The following is a 14,429-nucleotide window of genomic DNA, read 5'->3' as shown; positions in this document are numbered from 1 at the left end:
TCGGGGCGCAATGGCGAGGGGAGAAAGACGCCACCAGGAGCGCAACTGTTTGGAGGGCTAAGGGAAATCTCCGTTTTCCCTTGACATACTCTTATCATGGATGTCCCCGGAACTCAATATTCCTCGAAACAAAAGGAGGGGTTTAAAATGGTTGAGTCAAAACGAGCCATATGCACCATGTGCGACCTTCATTGCATGATTCAGGGGCAGGTCGAAAACGGAAAACTGCTGAAACTCGGGGGCATGCCGGAACATCCTATCGCTCCGAACACTTTTTGCATAAAGCCGACCCGCGCTCTGGAGTATTACGACCATGAAACCCGGCTTCTCCACCCTCTGAAGAGAAAAGGGGAAAGAGGCTCGGGGGAATTTACCCAAATAACCTGGGACCAGGCCTATGATGAAATCGCCCAAAAGCTGACCGATGTTGTCAAACAATACGGTCCGGAAGCTTTTACCGTTTCTTACGCGCCATACAACGCCTTTGACAACGGTACTTGCAGAAGATTCATGAATCTGCTTGGAAGCCCCAATTGGATCAGCGGCATATCTCTATGCATGGGCAACACAGCCGTTATCAACCGGATGACCTATGGCTGGTATCCCAGTTCGGATTATGAAAACACCAACTGCGTTGTGTATTTCGGGCACAACCCCAAACCCAATGTCTGGGCCATGGAAAACGATCGTCTTATTGCCGCTCAAAAACGCGGCGCCAAGCTTATCGTACTGGACCCGAGTGAAAGTTACAATGCCAAGCGGGCCGATATTCATCTGCCTCTCCGAGCCGGAACCGACGCGGCCATGGCCCTAGGATGGCTTAAAGTTATCATCGATGAAAACCTGTATGACAAGGATTTCGTGGATAACTGGACCGTGGGATTCGACGACCTGGTTCAGCGGCTTAACGAGTATCCTCTGGACAAAGTCGAAAAGATCACCGGGGTTCCAGCCGAACGGATAAGGGAAGCGGCAATCATGTACGCTACAGCCAAGTCGGCCTGCATTCCCTGGAGCGTTATTACGGATAAACAGAAAAACAGCACTTCAGCCATCAGGGCTCAGTGTATTTTACGGGCCATCACCGGCAACCTTAACGCGAGCGGCGGCGACAGGCTTTCGACACTCAATCCTGATATTGTCAGCATGTCGGAAATTGAGCTGCATGAAATGCTGCCTCAAGAAAAGAAAGACCTGCAAATCGGCACCGATAATTATCCAGCCCTCACATATAAAGGCACCCAGGCGCTGGGTGAACCATCAAAGAAAGTTCATGGCCGTGAGTATATAAACCTGATGGGTGGCAGTTTCATGGCTCACCCGGCCGGCGTTTTTAAGGCCATGCGAACCAGTGATCCCTATCCAATCAAAGCCATGGCTTCAATAGCCAACAATACGTTGATGCAGTATGCCAACCAAAAAGGCATTTATGACGGTATCATGAACCTGGACCTTTTCGTGGTCCACGAACATTTCATGACCCCGACTGCTCAATTGGCCGATTACGTCCTGCCCGGCGACGCCTGGATTGAACGCCCGAATTTTGTCAACGGTTTCGATTCCGGCAGCACATTTATGGTAGGTCAAAAACTACGTCAGGCTCCGGGAGAATGCCGGAGTGTCTATGATTTCTGGCGAGGCCTGGGCATTCGGATGGGATTTGAAGAATATTTTCCATGGAAGGACGAGGAAGAACTGCTGGATTATCGTATCCAAAAAACCGGCATGAAATGGAACGAATTTGCCGAAAAAGTTCCCTTTTTCCCCGGCCGGCCTCCAAAGCCGTATCAGGAAACCGGGTTTGCCACACCGTCCGGAAAAGTGGAGCTGTCTTCCAGCGTTTTGAGTGATTTAGGTTACGATCCACTGCCCCATTATATCGAACCCGGCCAAAGCCCCATCGCCACGCCCGAACTGGTCAAGGAGTATCCTTTGACTCTGTATGTTGGTTTAATGGAGGAGGAGTATTTCCATAGCAGCTTAAGGCAGATCGATGCCTTTCGAAAAAGAAATCCCTTTCCCATAAGCATGATAAATCCGGAAACCGGCCGGAATCTAGGTATTAGCGAAGGCGACTGGGTTTTTGTGGAAACGACTCATGGAAGAATCAAGATGAAAGCTGGGCTTCGAGATGAAATGCCTCCCGATCTGGTCAGGGTGCCACATGGCTGGTGGTTCCCGGAACAAACTCAAGGCGAACCAACACTTTCCGCCGGGTTCGACCATTCGGACGCTGTTGTTTTGAGTGACGATGACTACAATCTCGATCCCGAACAAGGCCTGCCGGATATGCGCGGGGGGGTGCTCTGCAAAGTCTATCCGGTCTGATTATGGGATTGTCGTTCCCGTGACCGGTTTTTGCGAAACTTATGCGGCCATGACCAAGACAGACAAGTAATTTGCCTTGAATGTCTTCGCATCAATAGAAAGAACTGGTGGGACATGGATGTGAAGGTAAAAGGGTCACGGGAGGCATAATAAAGATATTACCAAACATAAAATAAGAAGGAGTTTTAGATGATAAAAACCGAACTGACTGAAATGCTGGGGATTAACTATCCGATCATCCAGGGGGGGATGGGCTATACCCGAAACTTAACTGCAGCGGCATCAAATGCCGGTGCCTTGGGACTCATCGGTGCCGCCACCTGGGCATTCAACGCTTCTCTCCTTTCAGATTCGACAGGGATCTGAGTAAAACATAGTTCATATCACGCGCCTCGTCAGATGATATATCATACGATAAAGGGAAGCGATGTCAAGTGCTTTCGGAAATTGGGTGTGTAGTTTTAAAACATGGGTAACACTCCGAAGGTGTATACTGATGCGGAGTTCCGGGGATAGTATACTTAATTATTAGACTCCTTTTTAGGCCCTGGCTTTTTCTTGCGCCGCAAACGGCCAAAGGCCTTCTCCAGGTTCAGCATGAAACGCTCAACAAGGGGCGGGTCAATTGTTAAGTAGCTGTGGCCTCGGCTTTTCCGCTGAGCCATCATTACCGGGCAGTGCTTGGACTCAGGTGATGGCTCTATATTGGTTGACAGAGTAAATTTTTATGGGTTACTCTACTTGAGAATCAACGGTTAGGGTTTTCTTCCTAAATTTTTACGAGAAATCGTCATTATACGGCAGGCAAAGCGCTTTTCAACACCCCCAAATGGTCCAACGAGTTAGATGGCGGTTGCGAAAGGCTGTGTGTAAGTGAAATGCGGTGGTTGTCGCATAATTCAGGCTAAAATAATATATTGAAATTATTGAATTTAGCCCAAATCCACTGACATTGTCAGTGGTGGAGTGTGAGGACGGAGGCCCCACTCCTATAGCGAGCCAACAACAAGGAGGGGATTTATGACAACCAATTGGAAAAAGCTTGGTTAAGAGACCTTATGGTTTAGTTTGTACGCCGATTGAGGCAGTCATTTAAGTGACAAAATTCTATTCATAGTTAGGAGGAAGCAAAATGGTTAGTAAACGGACCCAGGAACTCATCCAAGCAGACCTAGAACATCATGTCCATCCCTTTTGGACAGTTGGGCAGAAGGTAGATTTTGTTTTCGAGAAGGCTCACGGTATATATCTGGTAGATACTGAAGGCAAAGAATATATTGACCTCAGCTCCCAGCTAGTCTGCTCCAACCTAGGTCATCATTGCCAAGAGATTATTGACGCTGTAAAAGAGGCGCTTGATAATATTGACTATATCTCCAGTTTCTTTCGTCACCCGCATGTATATGCCTTTGAATTGTGCCAGAAGCTAGCCAAAATTACCCCGGGAGGCTTGAGGTATTTCTACTACACCTGCGGCGGTTCAGAAGCAGTAGACACAGCGCTTAAAATTGCTCGAGCCTACTGGTATCTCAAGGGGCAGGCTGGTAAGTACAAGATTATGAGCCTATACAACTGTTATCATGGGCTGGCTGGCTATTCTAATTACGTTACCGGGCTGGGGGGCGGCATGTTTCATAACCCCTTTGGTCCACCACCGACAGGCTTCCTACGGGTGCCTAGCTACTATGACTATCGCTCTATGTTCGGTGATGTTCCTGATAGCGCCATGTTGAGTGTTGACTTCATGGAAAAAATTATTCTGGAAGAAGGGGCGGCCAGCATTGCTGCTTTCATTGCCGAACCTATACTAGGCTCCTCGGGCAGTATAGAACCTCCGCCTCAGTGGTGGTCGAGGGTGATGGAGATATGCAAGAAGTATGACATACTTCTTATCACTGATGAGGTTATGACCGGCTTTGCCAGAACCGGTAAGATGTTCGCTTCAGAGTATTGGGATATCAAGCCGGATATAATGACCATGGCCAAAGGAATTACCAATGCCACTATACCCTTCGGCGGTGTTGCCTTTAGTGACGAAGTGTATTCAGCCTTTGATGGGAACATGTTCCCGCATGGCTTCACTTATGCGGCACACCCGATTGGATGTGCAGCGTCTATTGCCACCATAGACTACTACTTAAAGAATAATGTAGCCGAAAATGCCGCCAAAGTGGGTAAGCACATTAAGGAGCGCCTGGAGACTGAGTTCTTGCCGCTTCCTTGTGTTGGCCTAGTGGAGGGCCGGGGTGTCTTTCAAGCAATTGAACTCGTCAATGATAAAGAGAGTAGAGCGCCAGTCCGCCAGAAGGTGATAGCAGAATTCCTTCAGAAGCTGTTTGATAATGGTATCTGGACACGTATCCAGGGGCCTGCCGGTAATCGGTTGCAGATTTGCCCACCCTGTACTATCACGATGGAGGAGGCAGACAAGGCCCTGGACATCCTTCGGCCTATCATCACCGAGCTTAAGCCGCAATAATTGTGAGTGAAAGCCGCAATAATTGTGAGTGAGGACCTCAAGGCGAGTATGGAGTTCCGGAGTTCCGGGGAGTATACTTAATTATTGACATTTCTCCATCTGACTATTATGTTGAATAATATCACGAAGAGCATAGGCGTTTCGCACCACATTACTCAGCGCAGCAACCACTTTACATGATAAAATAAATAGTTAAGTATACTGTCCCCGGAACTTGAACTTTGAAAGAAAATTATCTATGCGTGTTCAACGTCTCGAAGGCAACCCCATCATCCGTCCACACATGGACGGATCCATGGGTGAAAATATTAGCGGGCATTCTCTTATTCGTGTACCCGACTGGGTGGAGGATCCGCTTGGAAGATACTATCTGTATTTTGCAGAACACAAAGGGAAATACATCCGTATGGCTTACTCGGATCGGTTGGAGGGTCCATGGCGCACCTATGAACCTGGGGTTTTAAATCTGGAAGATTCCTTTTTCCCCGTTACTCCCCCTGAAAAACCGACCGCTCGGGTGCATAGGCTGAAGGATGCCGTGAAGCCCCATATTGCCTCCCCTGATGCCCACGTGCTGGAAGAGCATAAAGAAATACGCCTCTATTACCACGGTTTGGAAGCCTATGCCCGACAGGTATCACGCCTGGCCGTTTCAAAGGACGGCATTCATTTCAAGGCTATGCCAGAAGCATTCGGTTTATCCTATTTTCGGATGTTCAGACATGAGGGACGGTATTACGGAATGGCCATGCCAGGGGTCTTCTATCGTTCACACGAGGGCCTGAAGGATTTCGAGCGGGGCCCTCATCTCTTCGGCATGGACATGCGACATTCTGCCTTGCTGGTCTGTGAAAACAACCTCCATGTGTTTTGGACTCGGGTCGGTGATGCTCCGGAGCGTATATTACTCTCAACCATTGATATGACACAGGATTGGGAACAATGGGTCACTTCTGAACCTGTCAATGTCCTCCGCCCTGAATATCCCTGGGAAGGCAGTGACCAGCCTGTTGTTCCATCAGTGAGGGGGTGGATTGACGGACCAGTCAACCAGCTTCGCGATCCGACAATTTATCAGGAGGCGGATCGGCTTTTTCTATTATACACCGTTGCGGGCGAGTCCGGTATCGCCATCGCCGAACTATTCCTGTAAGAGATTGGAGTTCCGGAACTCCGTAGTTATTCTTCTAAAGCCTTCATCATTTCAGCCACTATCTGGCTTCTCTCGGTTTGATGTTCCGACCACATTTTACCTCCTACATAACCTCCGTCAACGACTAGAGCGTGTCCATTGACGAAACTGGATTCATCGCTAGCAAGCCAAAGCGCGGCATTTGCAATGTCTTCAGGCATCCCGAAGCGTTGAATGGGTTGAGATTTAGCCAACCATGATTTAAAGAATACCATTGCTTTTTCAGCTTGCTTTGGTGTTAAGTCAAGCGTATTCGTGAATATCGGTGTAGCAATAACTCCAGGGCAGATGCTGTTTACTCTGATCCCATGCTCTCCCAATTCCATGGCTACAGTACGGCTCAAATGAACAATTGCCGCCTTGCAGGACATGTAAGCGTAGTGACCGCCTGTGGCGGATAATCCTGCGACACTTGCTGTATTTATAATACTTCCGGTTCCTTGAGTTTTCATAACTGAGGCTGAGTATTTAATACCTAAAAAAACCCCAAGTAAATGGACTCTTACAAATTTATCAAACTCCTCCAAAGGTGTTTCATCGATAGGTTTGGTCATTATACTAAAACCAGCGTTGTTAAACATGCAGTCCAACCGACCAAATTTATCTTGAGCATATTCAACGACAGCCTTAATATCAGACTCTTTACTTACATCAGTGTGCAAGTACACGGCATTTCCACCAAGATCTTCTGCTAACAGATCGCCTTTATCATCTGAGATATCGGAGATTATAACTTTTGCCCCTTCTTTAACAAATAGTTTCGAGTTCCGGGGACAGTATACTTAACTATTGACATTTTTCCATCTGACTATTATGTTGAATCATATCACGACTAGCATAGGCGTTTCGCACCACATTACTCAGCGCAGCAACCACTTTGCGGCGCAGCAAACTGCGGGGAATGCGCGCGCAGGCATTTTCAAATTCAGACACCCCCAACAAACTCGATAACTTGACGGGAAAGTGAGTCTCTGGTATGCTTAATCTGGATGCGGATGAGGAAAGTTTACTTAATTCGGGATCATCAAGGAGGGGAAGGCCCTCCTTTTTTGTCGTGAAGGCCATGGAAGAGGCATATTATCACAGCCTGGACCTTTATCTCGACCACCTCAGGGTGGAGCGCGGCCTGGCCTTCAACACCGTGGAGGCTTACGCCCGGGACATCCGGCGTTTTCTGGACTATTTGACAAGGCAAAACCTGGCCGGGCCCGAAGCGGCCAGCCGGTCATTCGTCATGGGTTACATGCTTTTCTTGAGCCAGACCCGGATCGGGCCCCGCAGCCGGGCGCGCGCCCTTTCCGCGCTCAAGAACTTTTATAAATTCCTGGTCAATGAAAACATGGTCCTTCAAGATCCAACCAGCAACCTCGAAGCCCCGCGCATCCTGGCGCATCTGCCTCAAACGATTACCCTTGACGAGGTGGAAGCCCTGCTGACCGCGCCCGATCAAAACGGCCCGAGCGGGCTGCGGGACAAGGCCATGCTGGAATTGATTTACGCCACCGGTCTCAGGGTTTCCGAGCTGATAAGCCTTAAAACGGTTGACCTCAACCTGGAGGCCGGGTACCTCAGAACCATGGGCAAAGGCGCCAAGGAGCGCCTCATTCCCCTGGGCGACGAAGCGCGGGACTGGATCAACCGTTATCTAACTGATGCCAGACCCGGACTGCTGAAACGCGGCTCAAGCTCCTATCTCTTTCTCAACCGCCGCGGTACCAGGCTCTCCCGGCAGTACTTCTGGCGCAAGATCAAGGATTACTCCATCGCGGCCGGGATTCGTAAGAAAATCAGTCCTCACAGCCTGCGTCATTCCTTTGCCACGCATCTTTTGGAGCGCGGCGCGGACCTGCGGGCCGTACAGCTGATGTTAGGACACACGGACATCGCCACCACCCAGATTTACACGCATGTCACCAGGGAGCGGTTGAAAAAAATTCACCAGAAATATCATCCGCGTGCTTGAGGTCCGGACGTGAGTTCAGGCGAGATTAATATTCCTGAAATCAAGCCCCTGCCTGAGGAGGCGGTGCAGGTCATTACCACGCACATCAACGCCGACTTCGACGCTCTGGCCTCGATGCTGGCGGTGCGGAAGCTCTACCCCCAGGCGGTGATGGTCTTTCCTGGCTCTCAGGAGCGGAACCTGCGCAACTTCTTCCTTCAGTCCACGGCTTACCTTTTCAACTTCGTCAAACTCAAGGAGGTCAAAAGCGATCAGGTCCGCCGCCTGATCCTGGTGGACACCCGTCAGGTCAGCCGTATCGGCCCGTTAAAGAAAATATTAAAAAATAAAAACCTGGAAATACACATCTATGATCACCATCCGAACAGCCCGGACGATTTGAAAGGGGACCTCGAAGTCCTGGCGCCGGTGGGTGCGGCGGTGACCATCATAACCGAGATCCTGAAGGCAAAGGGAATCGGCGTCACTGCTGACGAAGCCACGGTCATGGCTCTGGGCATTCACGAGGATACCGGCTCCCTGACCTTTGGTTCAACCACGGCCAGAGATTACCGCGCCATGGCCTATCTGCTGGAACTGGGGGCGAATCTGAACCTGGTTTCAGAAATGGTCACCCGGGAACTGACCTCTGAACAGGTCTCCATCCTCAACGAACTCATTGATTCCACGCGCGCCCAGACCATCAACGGCGTGGAAGTCAGCCTGGCTCACGTCACCACCAATCATTATGTCAGCGACTTTGCCGTGCTGGTTCATAAGCTCATGGACATGGAAAACATCAATATCCTCTTCGCCCTGGCACGCATGGAGGACCACGTTTACCTGGTGGCCCGGAGCCGGTTGCCCGAGGTTGACGTGGCCGAGATAGTTCGGGAGTTCGGGGGCGGCGGCCACCCTGCCGCGGCTTCAGCCAGCATTAAAGACCAGACCCTGACCCAGGTCGAAGACAAGCTCCAGGCGCTTATCAAGGCAAAGATGGAACCGGTCAGAAGAGCCAGGGACATCATGGCCTTTCCGGTCATATCCATCCCGCCGGACGGGACCCTGGAAGAAGCCCGGGAGACTTTGACACGCTATGATATCAACGTCCTGATGATCGTAAATAAAAAGGACGCGGTTCTGGGATTCATCTCGCAGCAGAACGTTTCCAAGGCCCTGCATCACGGCTTGATTGACATGCCGGTCAGTGAATTCATGACCTCTGAATTCAGCACCATCGGCCCTGAAGCCAGTTTCCCTGAAATCATTCAATTCATCGTCGGTCAAAACCAGCGTATCCTGCCTGTGATTGATGACAACCGACTCCAGGGCGTCATCACCCGAACCGATCTCCTGCGCATCCTGACCAGCGAGACGGACGCCTCTGTTTCGTTTGAAGGTTATGAGGATAATTCTCATGTCGGGCGAAACAAAAACATAAAGAATCTGATGCGGGAGCGCCTGCCTCGGAACATTATAGACCTTCTGGCTGACCTGGGCCGGACAGCGGACCGCCTGGGATATTCGGTTTACGCGGTCGGAGGTTTTATCCGGGACATATTTATCCAACAGGACAACCTTGATATTGACATCGTGGTCGAGGGCGATGGCATTAACTTCGCCAAGGTTTTTGCCACGGAACACCCGGGAGTCAGGATCCGCTCCCACCGTAAATTCAACACCGCCGTTCTCATTTTTCCCGACGACTTCAAGATTGACGTGGCCACCGCCCGCCTGGAATACTACGAGTCGCCGGCCACCCTGCCCATCGTCGAGGTCGGCTCCCTGCGGCTGGACCTGTACCGCCGTGACTTTACCATCAACACCCTGGCCGTGAAGCTGAACGAACAGCATTTTGGAGGCTTAATTGATTACTTTAGAGGGGTCAAGGATATTAAATACGGATACATCCGGGTCCTGCACAACTTGAGCTTTGTTGAGGATCCGACCCGCGTCTTCAGGGCGATTCGCTTTGAACAGCGTTTCGGGTTCAAAATCAGCAAGCTCACGGCAAACTTGATCGAAAATGCGGTCAAATACGACTTTTTCCAAAAACTGTCGCCCCAGCGCCTGTTCGTGGAGCTGAAGTATATCCTGCAGGAAGACGAACCGGCCCTGGCCATTAAACGGTTGGACGAGTTCGACCTGCTCAAGTTCATCTTCCAGGACCTGAAGTTTACCAAGGCCAAGGCCGACCTGTTTGCAAGGATAAAAAAGGTTTGCCACTGGTTTGACCTGACCTACCTGGGCGAAAACTACCAGGCCTGGATGATCTACTTCCTGGGTTTACTGGACGGGCGGCCTCAAGAGGAGCTGGCACAACTGAGCGACCGCCTGATCCTGCGCCGGCGTGACCGTGAGCTGGTGGTCCAGGAAAAGCCTGAAATTGACCGCATCCTGAGATCGCTCCACCGTCAGAGAAGCGACATCAGACCCGGCAGGCTGTATAAACTGCTCAAACCCCTGTCCACCGAGGCCATCCTGTTCCTCATGGCCAGAACGACCCGGGAGGAGACGAGCCGGGCTGTATCCAGTTATTTCACCAGGCTCAAAGAGGTGAAAATCGAACTCAGCGGCAAGGACCTCATCGCCATGGGCTTGGAGCCCGGCCCAAAGTTCAAGGAAATCCTGGATCAACTTCACCAGGCCCGGCTCAACGAGGAGGTAAAAAACCTGAGCGATGAAAAGGAATTCGTGAGACGGCATGTCCTGACCCTTCAGAAAGCAGAGAAACCTATAGAGGCTTAAATGAGCGATCTTATTTTCAGAATTTCACTCCTGGCCGTGCCGGTCCTGATGGCGGTGACCATTCATGAAGTCGCGCACGGCTGGGTGGCTTTTAAGCTGGGTGACGACACCGCGCAGCAGGCCGGAAGATTGACCTTAAACCCGATCAAACACCTTGATTTATTTGGAACCCTGGTCTTTGTTATGACTCAAATGATCGGCTGGGCCAAACCGGTGCCGGTCAACCCTTACAAGTTGAGACATCCTCAGAGAGACATGATGTGGGTAGCTGTCGCCGGACCTGCGGCCAACATTTGTTTGGCTGTCTGTTTTGCCTTGGTCTATCATCTGCTTAAAGACCTGGCCTTCAGCCATCCTTCTAACCCGATACTCATACCCATCGTGCTCATCACCCGCATCGGGGTCGTTATCAACATCGGGCTGGCCGTGTTCAACCTCCTGCCCATCCCTCCCCTGGATGGCAGCAACATCGTCACCGGGCTTCTGCCTCGCGACCTTGCCATGCGCTACCAGAGTATCACCCCGTACGGGTTCATCATACTTTTGGTCTTGATTTTCTCCGGCCTGGTGAGTAAGGTTATATTTCCGATTATTACTTTTTTAGTCAGCCTGCTGCTCTATGGACAGTTGTAACCTTTGAAAGCGGTGAATCGAGAAGGCATGACCCTGTCCGTAAAACTGGAAATATACGAGGGGCCTCTGGACCTCCTGCTCCACCTCATCAAGAAACACGAGGTGGACATATACGACATCCCTATCGCCCTCATCACCACCCAGTATCTTGAATATTTGAAGCTCATGGAAACATTCAACATCGAGGTGGCCGGCGAATTTCTGCTCATGGCGGCCACCCTGACCCAGATTAAATCAAGGATGCTTCTGCCTGTGGTGGATGAAGATGAAGAAGCAGAGGAAGAGGACCCGCGGATGGCCATCGTCCGCCCCCTGCTGGAGCATATGAAATTCAAAGACGCGGCCGAAGCGCTCGAAGGCCGGGAGCTACTTGGCCGGGACGTCTTTTCAAGGATGACCTCCCTGGCGGAGTTAGGGCTGGAAGGAGATGAGGAGCTTATCTCGGTCAGCCTGTTTGATCTTCTGGACTCCTTCCGCCGCATCATCTCTCGAATCGAGGACAGGGCCCTCCTGGACATCGTTCTCGAGGCCAAAGGCATCGAGGAGAGGATCAGTGAGATCATCCATCTGCTCAAGGCTGTCCAGGAAGCCGCGTTTGAAGAGCTTTTTACTGACGATCGTTCCCGGGACGAGCTCCTGCTCACCTTTCTTGCCATACTCGAGTTAGCCCGGCTCGGACTGCTTCATATCTTCCAGAACCCGGTGACGCGGGACATCAAGGTGCTTTATACTGAAGACTCTTCGCCTGTTGCGATTCAGGACCTGGAAGACGATCGGCCTCATGAATCCAGCCCTGGCAGCGATAACCCGCTCGATAAAGAGCCTGGAAAGGACCTGGCTGGATGAGCGTCTCGTTCAAATCCATCGTAGAAGGCCTGCTTTTCGTGTCCGACAGCCCCCTTACTCCTGAAAAAATCAACGCGGTTACTGAGGGAGTTTCCCTGGACCGAGTCCAAAAGGTTCTGGATGAGCTCATGGCTGAGTATGAGGAGATGAACCGGGGCTTTACCCTGACCTACGTCGCGGGCGGGTACCAGTTCAGAAGCCGGGCCGAACTCTCCTCCTACATCCTCCAGCTAAAAAAGAAGGCCCCGACCCGTCTCTCTCGCGCCGCCCTGGAAACCCTGGCTAGTATCGCCTACCGCCAGCCGACCCTGAGGGTCGAAATAGAAAAAATCCGCGGAGTTGACGTGGGCGGCACCCTCAAGACCCTGCTGGAAAAAGACCTCATCCGCATTATCGGGCGCAAGGACCTCCCCGGTCGCCCCATTCTTTATGGCACCACCAAGAAATTTCTCGAAATATTTGGCCTGCCCGATTTAGAGGCCCTGCCCACCCTGGAGGAGATGGATTCATTGGGCCTGGACAATGAGGAGGGGCGTCTTTTTTAGATCGGGCTTTCCACGCTTTTTTAAGTCACCCTTGTTTAAATCACAGCCAGCAGCCGCAATGCCTCCAGGATGAAGGAACGTCTTCAAAAAATCTTAGCCGCAGCCGGTGTGGCCTCGCGGCGCAACGCGGAAAAGCTAATCCTGGCCGGCCGCGTCAGGGTCAATAAAGAGGTCGTGACCCGGCTTGGACAGAAGGCTGACCCGCAGCAGGACGTCATCGAGCTAGACGGAAAGCGAATCAGGCCCCAAAAAAAGACGGTTTACTACCTTTTTTACAAGCCCCCTGGCTATCTGACCACCCTGAAAGACCCTTTTGGCCGTCCCACCATTGCCGAGTTTTTATCTGACATCAAGGAACGCGTCTTCCCAATCGGCCGTTTGGACATGGACGCCGAAGGTCTGCTCATCCTGACCAACGACGGCGACCTGTCGGCGCGGCTGATGCACCCCCGCTTTCATGTGCCCAAATCCTACCGGGTTAAAGTCAGAGGCAGACTCTCGGAAGCGACCCGGGCCCGGCTGGCCGGAGGCACGATCACCCTCGGAGACCGGCCGGTCAACCAGGCGGAAGTGGAGATCATCAAACGCGGCCAGGACCGGACCTGGCTTGTGATGACCCTGACCGAAGGCCGCCACCGGCAGATCAAAAGGATGTGCTCCCAGGTGGGCCACCCGGTCATGAAACTGAAACGGATCGCCTACGGCACCCTGACATTGGGACGCCTGGCCCGAGGCGCCATGCGGCCGCTCAAAGAGGCGGAAGTCAACGCCTTAAAGAATGCGGCCGGGATGAGAGAACCTGAAAAGAGGCGTGGATCAAAGGGTTCAGGCGGCAGGAATTAAGGGACGTTTTTGACAAATATGACAAATTTTAATATTGATATATTATCCTAAAGAGGGAGATTGTTGAGAGGGTAATTAATACAATTAATAAAGGGCGTCCCCTTAATTATAAAATAAAAAGAAGGGTAATGGCGAGGCCGAGCCTGAAAAGCCTCGTACAGGCCAAAATACGGCCCTCACGATTGATTTTGGAAAGCATGCTTCAATACTCAGAGAGATTGAAAAGCTGACAGAAAAAGAAATGAGACCGCTTGAGTGGCAGGTCATCTACGTGCCCAAAGAGCAATTGAATGATATTATAAAAAATTAAGCTCTATATTCATTAATTCATTATTAAAACAATAAATTATAATTTCCGATTGACAATGGACAATAATTATCACATAATTACAAGAATAATAAGTTAAATAGGTTTCCAATGTTTAAGGCAATTCAGACTTTTATAGGTATTGTAGTAGGAATACTCGCCATTGTGGGGGCAATCTATGGAGCTTCTAAATATAAGGTCAAGGGAAGGAGTGGATTTATCAAGCCGTCATAGGCACTGAGATAAATCGTAAACCTGGGAAAAGGGAACCAATGCTTTTTAGGCTAGAGATTATAAAGTAAACAAAGCATAGAAGATGATATTTGGCCTTACAAAGATACAAGGGAAAGGTTGATTCTAGTAGATAGTTGCAAAATAAAATTGAATTTTATTTTAATAAAAATTGTTAGATATCTAAAATTTCTATTTATTGAAAGTGTTGTAAATCTAAAATGTTGAGCTGAATATAGGATATTTTAAGAACATTCATTTTAAGCCTGAAGCTTGATATGTGACAATGTCAAAAACGGTAACAGAAGCTTTTGAGAAGTTTAAGACAAGATACG

The 14,429-nt window shown here is 50.5% G+C and carries 11 protein-coding genes; 10 read left to right on the top strand and 1 reads right to left on the bottom strand.

Annotation, left to right across the window (positions count from 1 at the left end):
* Positions 1 to 147: 147 nt before the first annotated feature.
* The 4 genes from JRI95_15395 to JRI95_15380 all read left to right on the top strand — a co-directional run bounded on the left by JRI95_15395 (position 148) and on the right by JRI95_15380 (position 5,960).
* Complete coding sequence (locus tag JRI95_15395) at positions 148 to 2,328, top strand: molybdopterin-dependent oxidoreductase (protein MBW2062926.1); 2,181 nt, start codon at positions 148 to 150, stop codon at positions 2,326 to 2,328.
* Between the two features lie 192 nt (positions 2,329 to 2,520).
* The gene (locus JRI95_15390) at positions 2,521 to 2,694 is read left to right on the top strand and encodes a nitronate monooxygenase (protein MBW2062925.1); all 174 of its coding nucleotides are present in this window, start codon (positions 2,521 to 2,523) and stop codon (positions 2,692 to 2,694) included.
* A 766-nt stretch (positions 2,695 to 3,460) separates the two neighbouring features.
* Positions 3,461 to 4,807: an aspartate aminotransferase family protein gene (locus JRI95_15385; protein MBW2062924.1), complete on the top strand. Its 1,347-nt coding sequence runs from the start codon at positions 3,461 to 3,463 to the stop codon at positions 4,805 to 4,807.
* A gap of 238 nt (positions 4,808 to 5,045) precedes the next feature.
* Positions 5,046 to 5,960 (top strand): hypothetical protein, encoded by a 915-nt coding sequence (locus JRI95_15380; protein ID MBW2062923.1) that lies wholly within the window; start codon positions 5,046 to 5,048, stop codon positions 5,958 to 5,960.
* 26 nt (positions 5,961 to 5,986) lie between these two features.
* Here JRI95_15380 and JRI95_15375 read toward each other — a convergent pair whose 3' ends face one another.
* Complete coding sequence (locus tag JRI95_15375) at positions 5,987 to 6,730, bottom strand: SDR family oxidoreductase (protein ID MBW2062922.1); 744 nt, start codon at positions 6,728 to 6,730, stop codon at positions 5,987 to 5,989.
* A gap of 332 nt (positions 6,731 to 7,062) precedes the next feature.
* Between JRI95_15375 and xerD the strand changes: the two genes are divergently transcribed.
* The 6 genes from xerD (at position 7,063) to JRI95_15345 (ending at position 13,556) form a co-directional block, all read left to right on the top strand.
* Positions 7,063 to 7,962, top strand: coding sequence for a site-specific tyrosine recombinase XerD (gene xerD / locus JRI95_15370; protein ID MBW2062921.1), 900 nt, complete (start codon positions 7,063 to 7,065; stop codon positions 7,960 to 7,962).
* Between the two features lie 48 nt (positions 7,963 to 8,010).
* Positions 8,011 to 10,689 (top strand): CBS domain-containing protein, encoded by a 2,679-nt coding sequence (locus JRI95_15365; GenBank protein ID MBW2062920.1) that lies wholly within the window; start codon positions 8,011 to 8,013, stop codon positions 10,687 to 10,689.
* Positions 10,690 to 11,322 carry a site-2 protease family protein gene (locus tag JRI95_15360; protein ID MBW2062919.1) on the top strand — a complete coding sequence of 211 codons (633 nt, stop codon included), beginning with the start codon at positions 10,690 to 10,692 and terminating at the stop codon, positions 11,320 to 11,322.
* 27 nt (positions 11,323 to 11,349) lie between these two features.
* A complete protein-coding gene (locus JRI95_15355; protein MBW2062918.1) occupies positions 11,350 to 12,168 on the top strand; it encodes a segregation/condensation protein A in 819 nt (272 codons plus the stop codon).
* Positions 12,165 to 12,713, top strand: coding sequence for an SMC-Scp complex subunit ScpB (gene scpB, locus JRI95_15350; GenBank protein ID MBW2062917.1), 549 nt, complete (start codon positions 12,165 to 12,167; stop codon positions 12,711 to 12,713). The genes JRI95_15355 and scpB overlap by 4 nt, the downstream gene beginning before the upstream one ends.
* Positions 12,714 to 12,782: 69 nt before the next feature.
* Entirely contained in the window at positions 12,783 to 13,556 is a 774-nt protein-coding gene (locus tag JRI95_15345) for an rRNA pseudouridine synthase (GenBank protein ID MBW2062916.1), read from the top strand.
* The last annotated feature ends 873 nt before the right edge of the window (positions 13,557 to 14,429 follow it).

The sequence above is a fragment of the Deltaproteobacteria bacterium genome (assembly GCA_019308995.1).
In the GTDB taxonomy this organism is placed as follows: domain Bacteria; phylum Desulfobacterota; class Desulfarculia; order Adiutricales; family JAFDHD01; genus JAFDHD01.
Note: the sequence above shows the minus strand (reverse complement) of the source record. Positions and strands in the feature narration are given on the sequence as shown.